Below are 15,951 nucleotides of genomic sequence, written 5' to 3' on the forward strand. Positions count from 1 at the left end.
AGGAGGCATCGCAATGCGTTCTCGCCTGATAGTCCATTGCACCGCACTGACCGCACTGATTCTCGCGCCCGCCAGTCAGGCACAGGAGCAGGCGGCACCCGAAGAGAGCCGCCGCCCGGTCATGCTGGCAGGCGGGGAGGACGTTGATCCTTGCGCGCTCGGCATGATCCAGGATCCGCCGACGGGCGGCGAGACGGGGGCGATCCTCGTCTTTGCAGGGCCGTCCAGCGAATTCGAGGTGGTCGATACACTGGGGGACGGCAACAGCGTGTGGGTGTGCGATGTCGTCGGCGACATGCTGGGCATCGTCTACAGCCATGACCCCGACTGGGATTGCGACATTCCGAACCCTGAACCGGAAACCCGCCCCTATTTCGGCCCGTGTGCCTCGGGATGGGTGAAGTCGGAGTGGGTCGAGGTGATTGCCGGGTAGCAGGGCAGCGCTACTTCCACTGACGGGTGCGATACCACTTGGTGATGATGTATTTGACCCCCGCCACCACCGGGGTCCCGGCATGGAGAGTTGCCGGATTGGGGCGGCCGTCGGGCAGGGCATTGTTCCACAGCAGCAACGCGCCCGGCTGCGGCTCGATCTGGATACCGAGCTGGGTGAAGGCGGTCGCGCCGCCCGCTTCGACCGGATTGAGATAGGCCATCGCGGTCCAGCTGCGCTGCCCGCCGCGCGCTTCCTCCTGCGGCCAGTAGCTTTCGGAGGTGTAGAACCAGTCGTTATGCGCCTTGAACTGCTGGCCGGGCTGATAGCGCTGGCCCTGCACCGGCTCGCCGATCATTGCCTCGACCCCGAGCAGTGCATCAATCCGCGCCGAGATCGCCGCGACGAAGGAGTCCTGCGGATCGAGATCGCCCGAATAGGACGTCCGAAAGCCGCTCGCATAGTCGATCTCGTGCAGCGCCGAAGGCCGTGCGATGGCATCGATCATGCTGCACAGGCGGGCGCATTCGTCATCGTTCAGGAACCCGCCGACCGCGAACAGCTCGACCGGATCGACCGGCACGCGGTAGACCGTCGGATCGGCCGCCAGCCGTTCGCGCACCGCCGCACCGAGGCGGGCGAGGGCCGCCTGATCGGGAACGGTCTCGGGGCTGGGCGCTGCGGCAGTCATCGCGCCAGACTAGCAAGCGCACGCGGCCCGGCCAAGTCGCTGCGCGCGCCTGCGCCCGCACGAAAAAGCCCCGCCGGATTGCTCCGACGGGGCTCTCGCTCAATTCCGGTGAAGACCTACCAGAAGAAGTTCTCAATCACATCAACCACCTCGCCGGTGTAGATATCGACCAGCAGCACATCGTCATAATACCTAACCCACTGATAGGGGCCGTAGGCTGGCGGCAGGCGATAGGCCCAGGGGTCGTTGATGAAGAACCGCGGCTGGAAGAACAGGCTGTCCAGGTAGAAGCCGATATTCACCCGGCTGTAACGGTGCGCACGGAACGGGGCGTAATAGGGGCCGGGACGGTACAGGAACTGGTTCCCGCGCCGGTAATCGATCCAGTTGTAATTGCGCCCACCGCGCCAGCCGCGATCCCAGCGCCGGAAATCGCGCCGGTCCCAGCCGGGACGGCCGTTCCAGCTCCAGCGCCAGTCGTCACGCCGCCAATCGCGCCGCTGATCGCGGGCGTCGCGGCGGCGATCATCGCCGCGCCACTGGTCACCGCGCCGTCCGTCGCGCTGCCAATCGTCGGCCCGGCGTGCGTCACGTCTGATGTCACGGACCTGATCGCTGAAGCCGCCTCTGCCGCGCTGATCGAAGCGACGGTCGCCAAAGCGACGGTCGCCGCGGTCTTCGATCCGGTCGGCCCTGCGGTCGCCGCGATCTTCGATGCGGTCAGCCCTGCGGTCGCCGCGATCCTCGATCCGGTCGGAGCGGAAATCGGTCCGGCGGTCGACTCGGTCGGCGGCCCTATCCCGGCCGCGCCGGTCGAGCTGATCGGCACGGACATCGCCGCGGCGCTCGATCCTGTCGGCCCGGAATTCACTGCGACGATCGACCTGATCGGCGCGAACTTCACTGCGACGGTCGACGCGGTCAGCGCGAACTTCGCTGCGACGGTCGATGCGATCAGCCCGGCCGCGGCGCGGCTGGGCGGCGCTTTCGGCAGCGCTCACCCGGGCACGGACATCGCCGCCAAACCCGCGCGGCGGAGCACTGCTGACAGGCGCGGCGGCACGCACCGGGGCCTGACGCGGCGCTTCAAAGCGGGCTTGTGCGGGCCGGGGAGCTTCGGCGCGGGCGGGGCGCGGAGCCTCCGCGCGGGCTGCCGGGCGAGGGGCCGCAGCGCGCTCGGCACGCGGCGGCGGAGCAGCGCGCTGAACCGATGCGCGTGCCGGACCGCCGCGCACTTCGCTGCGCGGTGCCGCACGTTCGGCTCTCGCCTGAGCGCGGGCTTCGAACCCGCTGCGGCGATCCTGCGCTTCGGCAGCGGTGGCGGGAAGGGTCAAGGCGAGCGCCGCAGCCAGAGCTGCCAGCGATCCGCCTCGTGCAAGGAAGGTCATCATATAAAAGGCCTCCAATATCGCCCGCCCACCACAAGCGGTCTGTTGAGATGGCCTGCAATAGCCTGCTCCATCTGTCGCAGCGATGAACCGACTGGTCGATGTTCAGAAAAATTGCGTTGTAAATGAACATGGGCGCCGAGGTGCTTGACGTTGAGGCCGATGCGGCCAATGGGCCGGGGCATGTTCGACACGCTCGATGATGCCCTCGCCGATTGCCGCAACCGCCTGATTCGCGCGCCCCGCGACCGCAAGTCGCCGATGCATGCGCCGGTGATCGTGACCGGCGATGTCGATGCACGGGTGATGGTGCTGCGCGCCTTCGACGCGGCCGACTGGCGACTGCGCCTCCACACCGACACGCGCGCACCCAAGGCGAGCGTGATCGCCGCCGACCCGCGCGTCGCCGTGCTGTTCTACGACAAGGGCGCGAAGGTGCAGATCCGTGCGCGCGGGGAGGGCGAAATTGTGCGCGAGGGGGCCGAGGTCGACACCGCGTGGGCGGCTAGCACCCGCTTTGCCCGCCGCTGCTACATGGGCGAAGGGCCGGGGGCCGTAGCCGATGCGCCGACGTCGGGATTGCCGCCAGAGTTCGAAGGGGTGGAGCCCGATGAGGCGCAACTGGTGCCCGCGCGCGAAAACTTCGCGCTGCTGCGCATTCGGATCATGGCGCTCGACTGGCTTTATCTCGCGCACACCGGCCATGTCCGCGCGCAGTTTGCCCGCGTGGGCGAGGCTTGGCAGGGGCGCTGGGTCGCGCCCTAGAGCACTTTCCGACCCATCCGGGTCACCCTGACGGAGCCGATTGGGGCCCAGAGCAAGGAACGACGAGCGAGCCATGCTGAAGCATAGTGAGTGAGGAGAGACGCCGCGCTGGGCCCCAATCGGCCCGCCCCTTGCGGGGTCGCGTCAGGAAGTCCGCTGGCTTCGTCGCGACGCTTGCAGGGGCAACCAGCCCCTGCTGCGCATCACTCCTGTCCAGCGGACTTCCTGACGCGATCAGGGCGATCCGGATGGGTCGGAAAGTGCTCTAGGCTGCCGCCGATACCGCCGCCGCGGGAGGCGGTAGCAACAGGATTTCCTCGATCGCGCTAGCCGGAATGACATGGACGTTGCCATGATCCCACGCCGCGTCGAGCGCCCGGCGCGCGCGGGCCGCGATATTGTCGACCGGCTGACCGTGGCGACCGGCGGCCACGCCGAAGCGCGCGCTCAGGCCCGCGCCTGCGGAAAGGTTGGGCCACGTCATCCGGGCGAGCTTGCGCCGCAGCCGGTCGGCGATGCGCACCGCGCTGCGTTCATCGGTACCGGGCAGGATGATGGTGAAGCCGTCGCCCTCGGCCAGAGTCACACGGTCGCCCCGGCGCAGGCCCGCGCGCATCACCGCCGCGACGTGATCGCGCATCTGCTTGCGGTTATCGGCATTGAGGCTGCCCGGCTGCGCGCAGAGCGGGTCGATCTTCGCCTCAAGCACAGCGCGAGACTCCGCCCGAACCGCGTCGCGCCGTATGGCGAGGTCAATCGTGTTGGTGCGGGCCTCGGCCTTCAGCAATTCGCCAAGGCGTTCTGACAGGACATTGCCGCGCGGATTAGACTCGCGAGCGGCACGGACCCGTCCGGTCCAGACACCGATGGCCACGCATCCGACGCACAGCACAGTAGCCACTTCAAGTGGCACTTCGATTCCGGTCATCACGCCCCGTTGCCCTTTTCGTGCCCCGTTTTGTCGATAGGTAGAGTGACGTTAACCTGCTTAAGATTGCGTAAATCAAGGCAGGGCGAAGCTGACGAAAGTGGCAAGAAGACGCAAGACGCGGTAATGCTGTGCAGCGCGGCGCGCGCGACCATTTACCGCTTTTCAATCGCTTGCGTTTACGGGTTATCCCCAAGGGAAGTCAGGGGAGTGCCGCATGTTCGGTCGCAAGAAAGTTCAGCCCGCGCCGCAGAGTTTCGCGCCGCAACCGCGCCCGTCGCAATCAGGCGCACATGATGGTGCTGACGCAGCGATCGCGTAGCTTTCGCAGGCGCTTGGCCTTGATCTCGATTTCGAGAGCGGCTTCATCTTCGCGCCGAGCCTGTGGAACGATCCGGCGATCGGGCCGATGCTCGAGAGGAACGGGCTGAAACCGCACATGATGGGCAATATTCTCGCGCTGCCCAAGAGCCCGGCAACCGTGGCCAAGCTCGCGACGCTGAGCCCCGATGATCCGCTGCGCGAGGCGCTGGTCAAGGCGCGCTTCGGGCTGGTGCTCTACAACCCCGCGGCCGAGAACGGCTATGCCGATGGCCTGGTAGGATTGCAGCGGCAGAAGCTGCGCGAATTCGCCACCCGCACCGACATCTCGGACGAGGCACGCAAATATGCGATCTTCGACCTGATGATGTTCAGTCAGGACGTGATGCAGCGCAAGGTCAAGATCGGCTGACCGAGCAAGGGGGCAGCGCCTAACGCGCCGCCCCGATTGGTAGCCTCAGCGCGTCAGCTTCTTGTAGGCAAGCCGGGTCGGCCGGTCGGCAGCGTCCCCCAGGCGGCGGCGCTTGTCTTCCTCGTAAGCTTCGAAGTTGCCCTCGAACCATTCGACATGGCTGTTGCCTTCGAAGGCGAGGATGTGGGTGGCGAGACGGTCGAGGAAGAAGCGGTCGTGGCTGATGACCACGGCGCAACCCGCGAAGTTTTCGATCGCATCTTCCAGAGCTGCCAGCGTCTCGACGTCAAGGTCGTTGGTCGGCTCGTCCAGCAGCAGCACGTTGCCGCCCTGCTTCAGCATCTTGGCCATGTGAACGCGGTTGCGTTCACCGCCCGACAATTTGCCGACGTTCTTCTGCTGGTCCGCGCCCTTGAAGTTGAACGCGCCCACGTAAGCACGCGTGCTCATGTCCTGTCCGTTGACCTTCATGTAATCGAGCCCGTCGGAAATTTCCTCCCAGACGTTCTTCTTCGGGTCGAGGTGGTCGCGGCTCTGATCGACATAGCCGAGGCGCACGGTCGAGCCGATCTCGATCGTGCCGCTGTCGGGGGTTTCCTTGCCCGTGAGGATCTTGAACAGCGTCGACTTGCCCGCGCCATTTGGCCCGATCACGCCGACGATGCCGCCCGGGGGCAGCATGAAGCTGAGGTTTTCGAACAGCAGCTTGTCGCCATAGGCTTTGGTGATGCCCTTGGCTTCGATCACCTTGCCGCCGAGGCGCTCGGGCACCTGAATGACGATCTGCGCCTTGCCGACCATGCGGCTGTCCTGGCTGTTCTGCAGTTCCTCGAACTTGCGGATACGCGCCTTGGACTTGGTCTGGCGCGCGGCCGGGGTCTGGCGAATCCACTCGAGTTCACGCTGCAGCGCCTTCGTCTTGCCGCTTTCCTCGCGGCTTTCCTGCTCCAACCGCTTGGCCTTCTTCTCGAGATAGGTCGAGTAATTGCCCTCGTAGGGGTAGTAGGAGCCGCGATCGAGTTCGAGGATCCATTCGACCACGTTATCAAGGAAGTAGCGGTCGTGAGTGATCATCAGCACCGCGCCCGCGTATTCCTTGAGGTGGTTTTCGAGCCACTGGACGCTTTCGGCATCAAGGTGGTTGGTCGGCTCGTCCAGCAGCAGGATCGAGGGCTTCTGGATCAGCAGGCGGGTGAGCGCCACGCGGCGCTTTTCGCCGCCGGACAGGTCCTTCACCGGCCAGTCGCCCGGCGGGCAACGCAGGGCCTCCATCGCGACTTCGAGCTGGTTGTCGAGCGTCCAGCCATCGACTGCGTCGATCTTGTCCTGCAGCTCGCCCATTTCCGCGCCAAGTGCGTCGAAATCGGCATCGGGCTCGCACATCAACGCCGAGACTTCATTGAAGCGCGCGACGAGATCGGCGGTTTCCTTCGCCCCTTCGCGCACGTTTTCGAGCACGGTCTTGGTCGTGTCGAGCTCGGGCTCCTGCTCGAGATAGCCGACGGTGATGTTCTCGCCCGGCCACGCCTCGCCGGTGAAGTCCTTGTCGATCCCGGCCATGATCTTGATGAGCGTCGACTTGCCCGCGCCGTTGGGGCCGACGATGCCGATCTTCGCGCCCTGATAGAACTGGAGCGAGATGTTGTTCAGCACCGGCTTCTGCGCGCCGGGGAAGGTCTTTGTCATGCCCTTCATGACATAGGCGTATTGGGCGGCCATCGGATGTGTCCTCGTGCGGGTCTGGAAAGTTGTGGCGCAGATAGGGAAGGGGAGGGGCAAGGGCAAGCGGCTAGACAGGCTGGCGGGGCGGGGATAGCACCGCTCTCCATGAACAAGACCCTGACCGCGCTTGCCGCACTCGCCGTTGCCCTTCCTGTTGCCGCTCCTGCTGCTGCGAATGTGCCGCCTAACCCGCCGACGTTGGCAGAAGCGGCCGATCAAGCGCTGCAGAGTGATCAGATTGCCTATTTGTTTGTCGAAGCCCTCACCACCGAGGTCGGCCCTCGTCAGGCCGGAACCGAGGCTGAAGCTCGAGCGCGCGAGTGGGCCGTTGCGCGGCTGAAGCAATCTGGCTTCAAGAATGTCGCCGTCGAACCCTTCATGATGGACACCTGGGTACCCGGCGACATTGCCCGTGCGCGTGTGACCGCTCCCTTTGCGCAGGACCTTGTCGTCGTGCCGCTCGGCAATTCCGCTGCCACCCCGGTAGGCGGGATCGAAGCCGAAGTGGTGTTCTTCCGCACGGTCGACGACCTGCGCGCTGCGCCTGAGGGGAGCCTCAAGGGCAAGATCGCCTATATCAGTCACGCCATGTCGCGCACGCAGGATGGCAGCCAGTACGGCTTTGCTGGCCCGGCGCGCTGGGTCGGTGCGGGGATCGCCGCGAGCAAGGGCGCGGTGGCGACGGTGATCAAATCGGTCGGCACCGACAATCACCGCAACCCCCACACCGGCGGCACCAGCTTTCCCGAGGGCGTTGCGGCGATCCCGGCAGGCGCGCTCAGCCTGCCCGATGCCGCCAATCTTGAACGCATGTTCGCGCGGGCAGATGGCAAGCCGATCACAATGAAGCTCGAAATGAACCCGCGCCAGATCGGTCAGACCGAGAGCGGCAACGTGGTGGGCGAGATCGTCGGCCGCGATCCCTCGCTGCCGCCGGTGTTGCTGGCCTGCCATATCGACAGCTGGTGGAACGCGCCGGGTGCATTCGACGATGGGGCAGGCTGCGGAATCATCGCCTCGGCAGCGCTCAATGTCAGCCGTTCGGGCCAACCGCTGCGCACTATTCGCGTGCTGATGGCTGGCGCTGAGGAAGTGGGCCTTTTCGGTTCGACTGCCTACAGCGCGGCGCATCCCGACGAACGGATCGCCGTCGGCCTCGAAAGCGATTTCGGCGCGGACCGCATCTGGCGCTTCGATTCGAACTTCCGCGAGACCAATCCGGCCCTGCACAAAAAGATCGCCGCCGCCGTCGCGCGTTTCGGCGTGTCGAGCGGCAATGATGTCGCGACCGGCGGGGCCGATCTCAACATCGTGCGCGACCAGAAGGGGGCGCTGGTCGATCTCCAGCAGGACGGCACCCGCTATTTCGACCTGCACCACACCCCCGACGACACGCTCGACAAGATCGACATCGTCCAGCTGCGTCAGAATGTCGCGGTCTGGACGCAGGTCGTGGGCATCCTCGCCAACGAACCTGCGCCGATCCTGACCGGCGCGCCGGTGCCTTCCGCCCCGCCGATCATGTAACCGGCAGCGCTCACGCCGCCTCAGGCCGCGCGGGCGATCCGCAGGTCATCGCCGTTCCACGCCGCACCGGTGACGGTGAAGGCGGCCAGGGCCGAGTTAAGCCCCTCGGCCTCGCGCGTGAGCGAGGTGGCCGCGGCGGTGCATTCTTCGGCCATCGCTGCGTTCTGCTGGGTCGAGCGGTCGAGCTCACCCACCACGGTGTTGATCTGCGAGAGGTTTTCGGCCTGCATCGCCGCAGCGCTGGCGATGGTCTGGATCGCTTCGGACAGCGTGGTGATGTCGCGGTTGATCGCGGCAAAGGCCTCGCCGCTGCGGCCCACCAGCTCGACCCCCTTGCCGACCTGAACTGAACTTGCCGAGATCAGCGCCTTCACCTCGTCCGCCGCGTCCGAGCACCGCTGGGCGAGCGCACGCACTTCGTTGGCGACCACGGCGAAGCCCTTGCCCGCCTCGCCCGCACGCGCGGCTTCAACCCCGGCATTGAGCGCCAGCAGGTTGGTCTGGAACGAGATGCTTTCGATCACCGCGATGATCGAGGTAATTTCCTGCGAGGAGCTTTCGATCTGGTGCATCGCCTCGACCGCTTCGGACACGGTCCGCGCCCCGTCTTCGGCGCGCGCCGTGGTGTCGGTGATGGTGGTGCGGGCGCTGGCGCTGGTCGTGGCGCTGTCTTGTACGCTCGAGTTGATCGCGGCGATGGCCGCCGCAGTTTCCTCCAGATTGGCGGCCTGTTCTTCGGTCCGGCGCGAAAGGTCGTCGGCGGCATGGCGGATCTCGCTCGCGCCGCTGTTCATCGATTCCATACCGGCCACGACATTGCCGAGTGTGGCGCACAAGGCGGTGAAGGCCGCGTTGAAATCATGTTCGACTTGGCGATATTCGGGCGGGAAGCCCTCGATCCGGGCGGTGAGGTCGCCCGCGGTGATCTGCTTGAGCGCGGTTCCCAGCTTGTCGCTGACCAGCGTGCGCACGCGTTCTTCGGAGTTGTGGAAATAGCCCGAGAGCGCGAGGTCGATATCGAGCAACGAAACCTTCACCAGCGTCGCCACGTGCTGCGCCTGCGCGCGCTTCCACGACAGCCAGCTCCGCCAGCCGGGCGCGATGATCGCGGTGATCAGCTCGTCGAGCACCAGACCATAGGCACCGACATACCACTTGGGTTCGAGCCCGATGCGGGCATGGACATTCCCGATGCGGGTCGCGCGGTTGTAGAACCGGTTGTCGACCCCGTCGCGGAACACTGCCTGCCAGTGTTCGGCCTGCATCGCCTTGGCACGGTCCATCTGCTGCGGGCTGTCGAAATGGGCCGACAGCTCGCGGCGCGAGGCGATAACGCGGTAAAAACCTTCGAGCGCGCCGTCGAGCCGCCGTTTCAGCGCTCTGCCGATCCCGCTCAGCGTCGATTGGGGGACGGTTGCGAGACCGTAGTAATCAAGGCGTTCCTGCAACGGGTCGGTGGACATGATGGTGTTCCTAGGTAGGGATGGGAGAGGGAGTGATCGTCGTCAGGCTGCTCGTCTTTGCGGGTTAGAGAGTTGGAGGGCCGACTGCCCTTGCGGCCTGAATCGTGCGACTTCGCGGTTCAGTTCCTGCGCGCTCGACAGCAGTTGCATCGATGCCGCGCTGGTCTGTTCGGCCATCGCCGCGTTCTGCTGCACCTGAGCAGCGCGATCATCGCGGTGTCACGGCGCATCGGCTGCCCCCAGCGTCTCGCGCAGGTCCCCCAGCCGGATGGCGGAAACCGCAGCGGCGGGATCCTCTGCGCAGAGCACCGCCGCGACTTCACGCAGCGATTGCGCAAGCCGGTCGATCTGTTGCAACTGCACCAGATAGCGGCCCGCGACTCCGGGGTCGCTGCACAGCACGATCCCGAAATCCTCCGAGCCTTGCGCCAGCGTCGCCAGCCGTGCGGCAATCGCTGCCAGCAGCGCGGGCGAATGCGGCGCGCCGGGAGACGCGTCAGCAGCGGGAGCGGCGTCGGCTATCGTCACGCGGCCAGTTCGAGCGGTTCATCGGCCATCAGCCGCGCCAGATCGAGCACCATCACCATGTCCTCGCCCAGCGGAGCGATGCCTTCGATGAAGTGGGTGATGGTTTCATGCCCCATCGCATCGGGCTGCTGGAGCGACCCGGTCTCGTTCGAGACGATGTCGGCCACGTCATGCACGATCAGCCCGCGCATCTGGCCGAGGTGTTCGATGACGATGATCGGGTTGCGCGGCGTGGCCTCGGTCGGTTCCCAGCCGAGACGAGCGGCGAGGTCGATCACCGGCAGCACCGCGCCGCGCAGGTTGACGACGCCTGCGACGTAATCCGGCACGCGCGGCAGGCGGGTGACGGGCGACCAGGCGCGGATTTCGCGCACGGTCATGATGTCGATGCCGAAGCGCTGGCTGGCGATGCCGAAGGTGATGAGTTCATGGCGCATGGAAGGTCTCCTCGGTCGGCGGGATCAGTGGATCACGCGGCGCAGTGCGGCGGTGAGCTTGTCGGTGTCGAAGGGTTTGACGATCCAGCCGGTTGCTCCGGCATTGCGGGCGCGTTGCTTCTTTTCGTCGGAGCTTTCGGTGGTCAGCACCAGGATCGGGCGTTCGGCATGGAGCGCGCTGCCCCGCAGCTTCTCGATCAGGCCGAACCCGTCGAGGCGCGGCATGTTGATGTCGGTGATGATGACATCGACCTCGTTCGAAGCGAGCCATTCGAGCGCTTCCTGACCGTCTTCGCATTGTTCGACCGCGAAGCCGCGCGAGGTCAGGGCGCCGAGCAGGAGCGCGCGCATAGAGGCGCTGTCGTCGACCGTGAGGACACGGATCGGTGTCGATTGGGTGTTCATGATGGTCTCCGTTTGGTCCTAGAATAGCTCGACCGTCCCAAGCGCCGATTGCGGCCGCCCCAGCGGTTTTTGCGTAGGGGCGGTCTCTGCCGGGACGAGGCGCGCGCGCACCTGTCCGCTGGCGGGACGGAACTGGATGCGCCGCGCCTGCGTGCCTTCGAGGTCCTCGAACACGCAGGGGATCCTTTCGCGGTCGAGGAACTGGCGTGCAAAGGCCGCGTTGGCGGTGCCGATCGGGGCGAGATCGGGGTTGAGATTGGCCCCACCACAAAGCCGCGCGCGCATCCGACCCTTGCTCGCGCGAAGGCCGAGCATTTGGTTGATCAGCAGCTCCATGAGGAACAGGCCGTAGTCGCTATCGAACTGCTGGTTGCGGACATGCCTGGGCGGTTCGGCGAGGAGGAAGTGGTTCATGCCGCCGACCCGTGCGACCGGATCGAACAGGCAGGTCGCCACGCAACTACCGAGGATGGTGCTCATCTCGACGCGCGGATCGGTGCTCGCCTTGGCCTCGCCCTGGACGATGGTCACGCGCAGCATTTCGATCGTGGCGGCGGCAATGGGGTTCATGGCGGTCATGCGAGCGCAGCCTTGGCGGGAGTGAAGATGGACGGGCCGATGCGCGGCAGCGGCAGCACTTCGCCCGCAGCGCCCAGCTCGATCGCGGCGCGCGGCATGCCGAAGACGACACAGGTCGCCTGATCCTGCGCGATGGTACGGGCGCCGATGCTGGAAAGCTGCGCCATGCCCTGCGCGCCGTCCTGCCCCCTGCCGGTCAGCAGCACGCCCAGCGCCCGCGCACCGCTGCCGTTCGCCGCCAGCGTGCTGGCGAGCGAGGCGAACAGGCGGTCGACGCTGGGGCGGTGGCCGGAGACCGGGTCGCCTTCGCGCAATACGCAGCGCAGCCCCCGCGCACCCGCGGCGGCGACCTGCAGATGGCGCTCGTTGCCGGGGGCGAGCAACACCGTGCCCGGCTCCAGCGGCATGTCGCTTTCCGCCAGCATCACCCGCGGGCGCACCGCACGGTCGAAGGATTGCGCGATCGCTCCGGCAAAGCAGCCGTTGATGTGCTGGACGATCAGCGTCGGCGGGCAATCGGCGGGGAAGCTGGCGAGCAGGGTGTGCAGCGCCTCGACCCCGCCGGTCGAGGCACCGATCACGATCACCTCGGGCCGGACGGCTGCGGCATTGGCGGCGGGCACGGCAGCGGCAGGCGGCGACGGCGCTGGCCGCGGGGCACCGAGATGCCCGCGCGCTCTGGCCGCTTCGCGCACCAAATCGACCAGCGCGCTGTCGTCGCCCGCGCCCGGCGTCACGCTCAGCTGCGATTTGGCGATGCACGCGATCGCACCCAGTCGCAGCCCGCGTGCGGTTGCGCTCGCCCCGGCCTCGGTCGCGCCCGAGACGAGAATCACGGGGGTGGGGCGCAGTTGCATGATCTTTTCGAGGAAGCTGAGGCCGTCCATTCCCGGCATTTCGATATCGAGCGTCACCACGTCGGGGTCGAGCGTCTTGATCAATTGGCGCGCCTCGGCCGCGTTGGCGGCGGTGCCGACGATGGCGATGTCGGCCTCGCGCTCCAGCCGGTGCTGGAGCAGCGCGCGCATCAGCGCGGAATCGTCGACGATCAGCACACGGATGGTCATATGTGGCCCTTTCGCCGGTAGATGGTCGGGCCGACCGGTTCGAGCAGCGCCGAGGCCGGGCCGCCGACCCGTTCCGAATGGCCGATGTAGAGATAGCCGCCGGGCACCAGCTGACGGGCGAAGCGCTCCACCAGACGGTCCTTGGTGGGGGAATCGAAATAGATCATGACGTTGCGGCAGAAGATCACGTCGAATGCGCCGCGCATCGGCCATTCTTCCAGCAGGTTGAGCCGTCGGAAACGCACCATCGCCTGCAGCGCCGGGTCGATCGTCAGCTGCCCGGGTTCGCCCGCATGGGCAGGCACGCACCATTGCGTGCGCAGCGCCTCGGGCAAGGCATCGAGCGCGGTGATTGGATAGGTCGCAGCCCGCGCTCCGGCGAGCGCATTGGTCGAGATATCGCTGGCAAGCGCCACCACCGGCCCGCGCGCAATGGTAAGCCCTGCGTTGCGTTCGGGCCCGAGCAGCACCATCAGCAACGTAAAGATCTCTTCGCCGCTGGAGCATCCTGCTGACCAGATCCGCACCGGCCTGCCCGCTTGCGCCTGCGCCACCAGAGCAGGGCGCACGTCGCGCCCGAAATGCTCTTAGTGATGTGGCTCGCGGTGGAAATAGGTGTGATTGGTGGTGAGCGCGGTGATGACTTCGGTCATCGCGGCGGGATCATCCGCCAGCGTATCGAGGAAGGCGCCGAAGCTCGCCAGCCCGCTGCGCCGCACCAGCGGGGCGAGGCGGGAATAGGCGAGCATCTGCTTGCGCTCCGACAGCACGATCCCGCTGGCCGCGTGGATCAGATCGGCGATACGCTGGAAATCGGCCTCGCTGTAGATCGCGGGGCTGACACCGGGCACGATACCCTCCGGGCTTGCACCGGTGGCAGGGGCGAACATGGCTCTGGCTGCCGGCTCAGGCGGCAGCCAGCAGCGTCGCGCCGCCGCCGGATGGGATCGGACCGCGTGCGGCGGCCGAGGCGATGAAGTCGACATCGACGATCAGCGCGACCTTGCCATTGCCGAGGATCGTCGCACCCGCCACGCTGTCGATCTGCCGGTAATGCTCGTCCAGCGCCTTGATCACGAACTGACGCTGATCGGTGATCGTGTCGACCAGTAGCGCGGCGCGGCCATGGCCCTCGGTTTCGACCAGCACCAGCACGTCTTCGCACGGGTTGGTGACAGCGTCCGCCGCGCCGGTCAGCAGGCCGAGCGGGACGATCGGCACGAAGCTGCCGCGCGCGTTCAGCACCTGCGCGCTGGTGCCCAGCCCCTTCACGTCGGCGGGCGCAGGGCGCAGGCTCTCGATCACGTGGGCGAGCGGGATAACCAGCGACTGATCGCCCACCTGCACGATCATCCCGTCCGAAATCGCCAGCGTCAGCGGCAGGGCGAGACTGAAGGCGGTGCCCTTGCCGGGCGTGCTTTCGATGGTGATGCGCCCGCCCAGTTCCTTCACGTTCTGCTTGACCACATCCATACCGACGCCGCGCCCGGAGATGTTGGAGACCTGCGCGGCGGTGGAAAAGCCGGGGGCGAAGATCAGCTGGTTGATGTCGTCGTCCGACAGCTGCGCCTCGGGCGCGACGAGGCCGTTGGCGATCGCCTTGGCCAGCACCCGCTCGCGGTCGATCCCGCGCCCGTCGTCGGCGATGCGGATGATGATCCGGCCCGCCTTCTGTTCTGCGGAGAGGGTCAGTGTGCCTTCGGGGTCCTTGCCCGCAGCGCGGCGTTCTTCGGGGCTTTCGATCCCGTGGTCGACCGCGTTGCGGATGAGATGGGTCATCGGCTCGCTGAGACGCTCGATCACGGTCTTGTCGAGCTCGGTGGTTTCGCCCGCAACTTCCAGCTTCACGTGCTTGCCGGTGCTGCTGCCGAGCTCGCGCAGCAACCGGGGGACACGCCCGAACACCGAGCTGATCGGCTGGGCGCGGAAGGCCATGGCGTGTTCCTGAATGTCGCGCACCAGCGTGTCGATCAGCGCCAGCTCCTCGACATGGGCGAGGTTCTCGTTGGCGAGCCGCTGGGCCAGCATCGCCTGCGCGATCACCAGTTCGCCCACGCCGTCGATCAGCATGTCGAGCTTTCTTAGGTCGATGCGCACCGACTGGTTGGCCGGGGCGGTGGAAGCGGCAGCAGCGGCGGGTGCGGCTGGCTGATTGGTGAGGGGCGGGGTGCCGGGCTCGGTCGCGGGCGCAGGCGCGGCGTTTATGGGGGTCGGCGCCGCAGCCGCAGCCACCGCGGGCGCGGCGATGCGCGGCGCCGGCATCGTCCACTCAGGCCCGAAGGCGATCCCCACCTCGTCGCCGACGAAATCGAAGATGTCGGCCACGCTCTGGCGGCTGACATGGCCGGGCATCCGGAAGGTCCAGCCGAGATAGCCTTGTTCGGTCGCCAGCTGTTCGAACGGGGGGATGGCGGTGATGTCGCAATGTTCGCAAGCGCCGCCCAGATCGGTCAGCTCACGCAGCCACAGCAGCGGCTCGCTGCCCTTGGTCATCGCACCTGCGTGGGGGCGGATGTGAACCAGCCAGCTATCGGGGCTCGACGGGGCCGGGACGGGCGCTGGTGCTGCAAGCTCGTCGAGCAGCGAATCGAGATCGTCGAAGGCGGGTGGCGGAGGCTGCAGCGCGGGCGTTGCCGAAGCGCCGCTGTCACCACCCGCCTGGGCGGCTCCCAGCCGCGTCAGCAGCTCGGCATCCTCGGGCGGAGCGGTGCCGCCGCGTGCCGCCTCGACATGATCGCGCAGGCAATCAAGCGCCAGCAGCAACAGATCGACCAGCCCCGGATCGAGCGGCACCAGCCCCTCGCGGATTTCTCCCAGCAGGTTCTCGAAACCGTGGGTGTAGGCCGCCAGCGCGGTGTGCCCGAAAGCCCCGGCGCCGCCCTTGATCGAATGCACCGCGCGGAAGATCGCGTTGATCGTCTCGGCATCGTGGGTGCCATCGCGGTAGGCGGCAAGGCCGGTTTCGGCGGCTTCCAGTGCCTCTTCGCATTCGACGAAGAAGATCTGCTTGATGTCGTCTTCGGTCATGCAGCGACGCCTTCCATGATGACCTGGTCAAGTCCGGTCAGCGCCAGAGCGGCGGTGAAGGCGGGGCTGGGACTGCGGACCGCGATCCCGCCCTCGCTGCGCGCGGCGGAGACCAGCAGCTGCAGCATCGCCTGACCAACCCGCTCGACCCGTGCGGCATCGATGGCGAGCGGTATCGGCCCGAGCGCTTCGGCCACTTCGGGATAGAGCGCGGCAGCGGCGCTGCGATCGCAGATCGGCGGAAGGGTGATCATGGCG

At 66.8% G+C, this 15,951-nt stretch carries 17 protein-coding genes and 1 pseudogene; 4 read left to right on the forward strand and 14 right to left on the reverse strand.

What is annotated here, in order from left to right; all coding sequences use genetic code 11:
- Positions 1–13: 13 nt before the first annotated feature.
- Complete coding sequence (locus BZF59_RS10250) at positions 14–433, forward strand: hypothetical protein (RefSeq protein WP_086608148.1); 420 nt, start codon at positions 14–16, stop codon at positions 431–433.
- A 10-nt stretch (positions 434–443) separates the two neighbouring features.
- Here BZF59_RS10250 and BZF59_RS10255 read toward each other — a convergent pair whose 3' ends face one another.
- Together BZF59_RS10255 and BZF59_RS10260 are read right to left on the reverse strand one after the other, a co-directional pair.
- The gene (locus tag BZF59_RS10255) at positions 444–1,124 is read right to left on the reverse strand and encodes a prolyl hydroxylase family protein (protein WP_086608149.1); all 681 of its coding nucleotides are present in this window, start codon (positions 1,122–1,124) and stop codon (positions 444–446) included.
- 116 nt (positions 1,125–1,240) lie between these two features.
- A complete protein-coding gene (locus BZF59_RS10260) occupies positions 1,241–2,512 on the reverse strand; it encodes an RcnB family protein (protein ID WP_086608427.1) in 1,272 nt (423 codons plus the stop codon).
- A gap of 183 nt (positions 2,513–2,695) precedes the next feature.
- On the opposite strand from BZF59_RS10260, the gene BZF59_RS10265 reads away from it, so the two are divergent.
- A complete protein-coding gene (locus tag BZF59_RS10265; protein ID WP_086608150.1) occupies positions 2,696–3,277 on the forward strand; it encodes a pyridoxamine 5'-phosphate oxidase family protein in 582 nt (193 codons plus the stop codon).
- 265 nt (positions 3,278–3,542) lie between these two features.
- Here BZF59_RS10265 and BZF59_RS10270 read toward each other — a convergent pair whose 3' ends face one another.
- The gene (locus BZF59_RS10270; RefSeq protein ID WP_086608151.1) at positions 3,543–4,205 is read right to left on the reverse strand and encodes a GGDEF domain-containing protein; all 663 of its coding nucleotides are present in this window, start codon (positions 4,203–4,205) and stop codon (positions 3,543–3,545) included.
- Between the two features lie 409 nt (positions 4,206–4,614).
- On the opposite strand from BZF59_RS10270, the gene BZF59_RS10275 reads away from it, so the two are divergent.
- Positions 4,615–4,938: a hypothetical protein gene (locus BZF59_RS10275; protein ID WP_143738142.1), complete on the forward strand. Its 324-nt coding sequence runs from the start codon at positions 4,615–4,617 to the stop codon at positions 4,936–4,938.
- A gap of 45 nt (positions 4,939–4,983) precedes the next feature.
- On the opposite strand, the gene ettA is transcribed toward BZF59_RS10275, so the two are convergent.
- Positions 4,984–6,657 (reverse strand): energy-dependent translational throttle protein EttA, encoded by a 1,674-nt coding sequence (gene ettA, locus BZF59_RS10280; protein ID WP_086608153.1) that lies wholly within the window; start codon positions 6,655–6,657, stop codon positions 4,984–4,986.
- 108 nt (positions 6,658–6,765) lie between these two features.
- Here ettA and BZF59_RS10285 point away from each other — a divergent pair, with 108 nt between their 5' ends.
- On the forward strand, positions 6,766–8,187 hold the full coding sequence (locus tag BZF59_RS10285) for a M28 family peptidase (RefSeq protein ID WP_086608154.1): 1,422 nt from the start codon (positions 6,766–6,768) through the stop codon (positions 8,185–8,187).
- Positions 8,188–8,207: 20 nt separating this feature from the next.
- On the opposite strand, the gene BZF59_RS10290 is transcribed toward BZF59_RS10285, so the two are convergent.
- From BZF59_RS10290 to BZF59_RS10330, 10 genes and pseudogenes are all read right to left on the reverse strand, one after another.
- On the reverse strand, positions 8,208–9,650 hold the full coding sequence (locus BZF59_RS10290; protein WP_086608155.1) for a globin-coupled sensor protein: 1,443 nt from the start codon (positions 9,648–9,650) through the stop codon (positions 8,208–8,210).
- A 219-nt stretch (positions 9,651–9,869) separates the two neighbouring features.
- Positions 9,870–10,178 carry a hypothetical protein gene (locus tag BZF59_RS10295; protein ID WP_086608156.1) on the reverse strand — a complete coding sequence of 103 codons (309 nt, stop codon included), beginning with the start codon at positions 10,176–10,178 and terminating at the stop codon, positions 9,870–9,872.
- Positions 10,175–10,615, reverse strand: coding sequence for a chemotaxis protein CheW (locus BZF59_RS10300; RefSeq protein WP_086608157.1), 441 nt, complete (start codon positions 10,613–10,615; stop codon positions 10,175–10,177). The genes BZF59_RS10295 and BZF59_RS10300 overlap by 4 nt, the downstream gene beginning before the upstream one ends.
- A gap of 24 nt (positions 10,616–10,639) precedes the next feature.
- On the reverse strand, positions 10,640–11,020 hold the full coding sequence (locus BZF59_RS10305; protein ID WP_086608158.1) for a response regulator: 381 nt from the start codon (positions 11,018–11,020) through the stop codon (positions 10,640–10,642).
- 18 nt (positions 11,021–11,038) lie between these two features.
- Positions 11,039–11,599, reverse strand: coding sequence for a chemotaxis protein CheD (locus BZF59_RS10310; protein ID WP_245806105.1), 561 nt, complete (start codon positions 11,597–11,599; stop codon positions 11,039–11,041).
- Positions 11,596–12,666, reverse strand: a complete 1,071-nt coding sequence (gene cheB, locus BZF59_RS10315; protein ID WP_086608159.1) for a chemotaxis-specific protein-glutamate methyltransferase CheB — start codon at positions 12,664–12,666, stop codon at positions 11,596–11,598. The genes BZF59_RS10310 and cheB overlap by 4 nt, the downstream gene beginning before the upstream one ends.
- Positions 12,663–13,238, reverse strand: a pseudogene (locus tag BZF59_RS16420) (CheR family methyltransferase); the annotation flags it as partial. The gene cheB and the pseudogene BZF59_RS16420, both read right to left, overlap by 4 nt.
- Before the next feature lie 15 nt (positions 13,239–13,253).
- The gene (locus BZF59_RS16425; RefSeq protein WP_245806107.1) at positions 13,254–13,556 is read right to left on the reverse strand and encodes a protein-glutamate O-methyltransferase CheR; all 303 of its coding nucleotides are present in this window, start codon (positions 13,554–13,556) and stop codon (positions 13,254–13,256) included.
- 16 nt (positions 13,557–13,572) lie between these two features.
- Entirely contained in the window at positions 13,573–15,693 is a 2,121-nt protein-coding gene (locus BZF59_RS10325; RefSeq protein ID WP_086608160.1) for a chemotaxis protein CheA, read from the reverse strand.
- Positions 15,690–15,947 (reverse strand): STAS domain-containing protein, encoded by a 258-nt coding sequence (locus BZF59_RS10330; protein ID WP_086608161.1) that lies wholly within the window; start codon positions 15,945–15,947, stop codon positions 15,690–15,692. Before BZF59_RS10330 ends, BZF59_RS10325 begins: the two co-directional genes overlap by 4 nt.
- Positions 15,948–15,951 lie beyond the last annotated feature (4 nt).

Source organism: Erythrobacter donghaensis (assembly GCF_002155425.1).
In the GTDB taxonomy this organism is placed as follows: Bacteria; Pseudomonadota; Alphaproteobacteria; order Sphingomonadales; family Sphingomonadaceae; genus Erythrobacter; species Erythrobacter donghaensis.

Bases quoted from the DNA above. Each gene is read 5' to 3' on its own strand.
- cheB (WP_086608159.1), bottom strand. From the start codon at position 12,666: ATGACCATCCGTGTGCTGATCGTCGACGATTCCGCGCTGATGCGCGCG.
- BZF59_RS16425 (WP_245806107.1), bottom strand. From the start codon at position 13,556: ATGTTCGCCCCTGCCACCGGTGCAAGCCCGGAGGGTATCGTGCCCGGT.
- BZF59_RS10265 (WP_086608150.1), top strand. From the start codon at position 2,696: ATGTTCGACACGCTCGATGATGCCCTCGCCGATTGCCGCAACCGCCTG.
- BZF59_RS10285 (WP_086608154.1), top strand. From the start codon at position 6,766: ATGAACAAGACCCTGACCGCGCTTGCCGCACTCGCCGTTGCCCTTCCT.
- ettA (WP_086608153.1), bottom strand. From the start codon at position 6,657: ATGGCCGCCCAATACGCCTATGTCATGAAGGGCATGACAAAGACCTTC.
- BZF59_RS10290 (WP_086608155.1), bottom strand. From the start codon at position 9,650: ATGTCCACCGACCCGTTGCAGGAACGCCTTGATTACTACGGTCTCGCA.
- BZF59_RS10330 (WP_086608161.1), bottom strand. From the start codon at position 15,947: ATGATCACCCTTCCGCCGATCTGCGATCGCAGCGCCGCTGCCGCGCTC.
- BZF59_RS10270 (WP_086608151.1), bottom strand. From the start codon at position 4,205: ATGACCGGAATCGAAGTGCCACTTGAAGTGGCTACTGTGCTGTGCGTC.
- BZF59_RS10300 (WP_086608157.1), bottom strand. From the start codon at position 10,615: ATGCGCCATGAACTCATCACCTTCGGCATCGCCAGCCAGCGCTTCGGC.
- BZF59_RS10275 (WP_143738142.1), top strand. From the start codon at position 4,615: ATGCTCGAGAGGAACGGGCTGAAACCGCACATGATGGGCAATATTCTC.
- BZF59_RS10325 (WP_086608160.1), bottom strand. From the start codon at position 15,693: ATGACCGAAGACGACATCAAGCAGATCTTCTTCGTCGAATGCGAAGAG.
- BZF59_RS10250 (WP_086608148.1), top strand. From the start codon at position 14: ATGCGTTCTCGCCTGATAGTCCATTGCACCGCACTGACCGCACTGATT.
- BZF59_RS10305 (WP_086608158.1), bottom strand. From the start codon at position 11,020: ATGAACACCCAATCGACACCGATCCGTGTCCTCACGGTCGACGACAGC.
- BZF59_RS10255 (WP_086608149.1), bottom strand. From the start codon at position 1,124: ATGACTGCCGCAGCGCCCAGCCCCGAGACCGTTCCCGATCAGGCGGCC.
- BZF59_RS10310 (WP_245806105.1), bottom strand. From the start codon at position 11,599: ATGACCGCCATGAACCCCATTGCCGCCGCCACGATCGAAATGCTGCGC.
- BZF59_RS10260 (WP_086608427.1), bottom strand. From the start codon at position 2,512: ATGACCTTCCTTGCACGAGGCGGATCGCTGGCAGCTCTGGCTGCGGCG.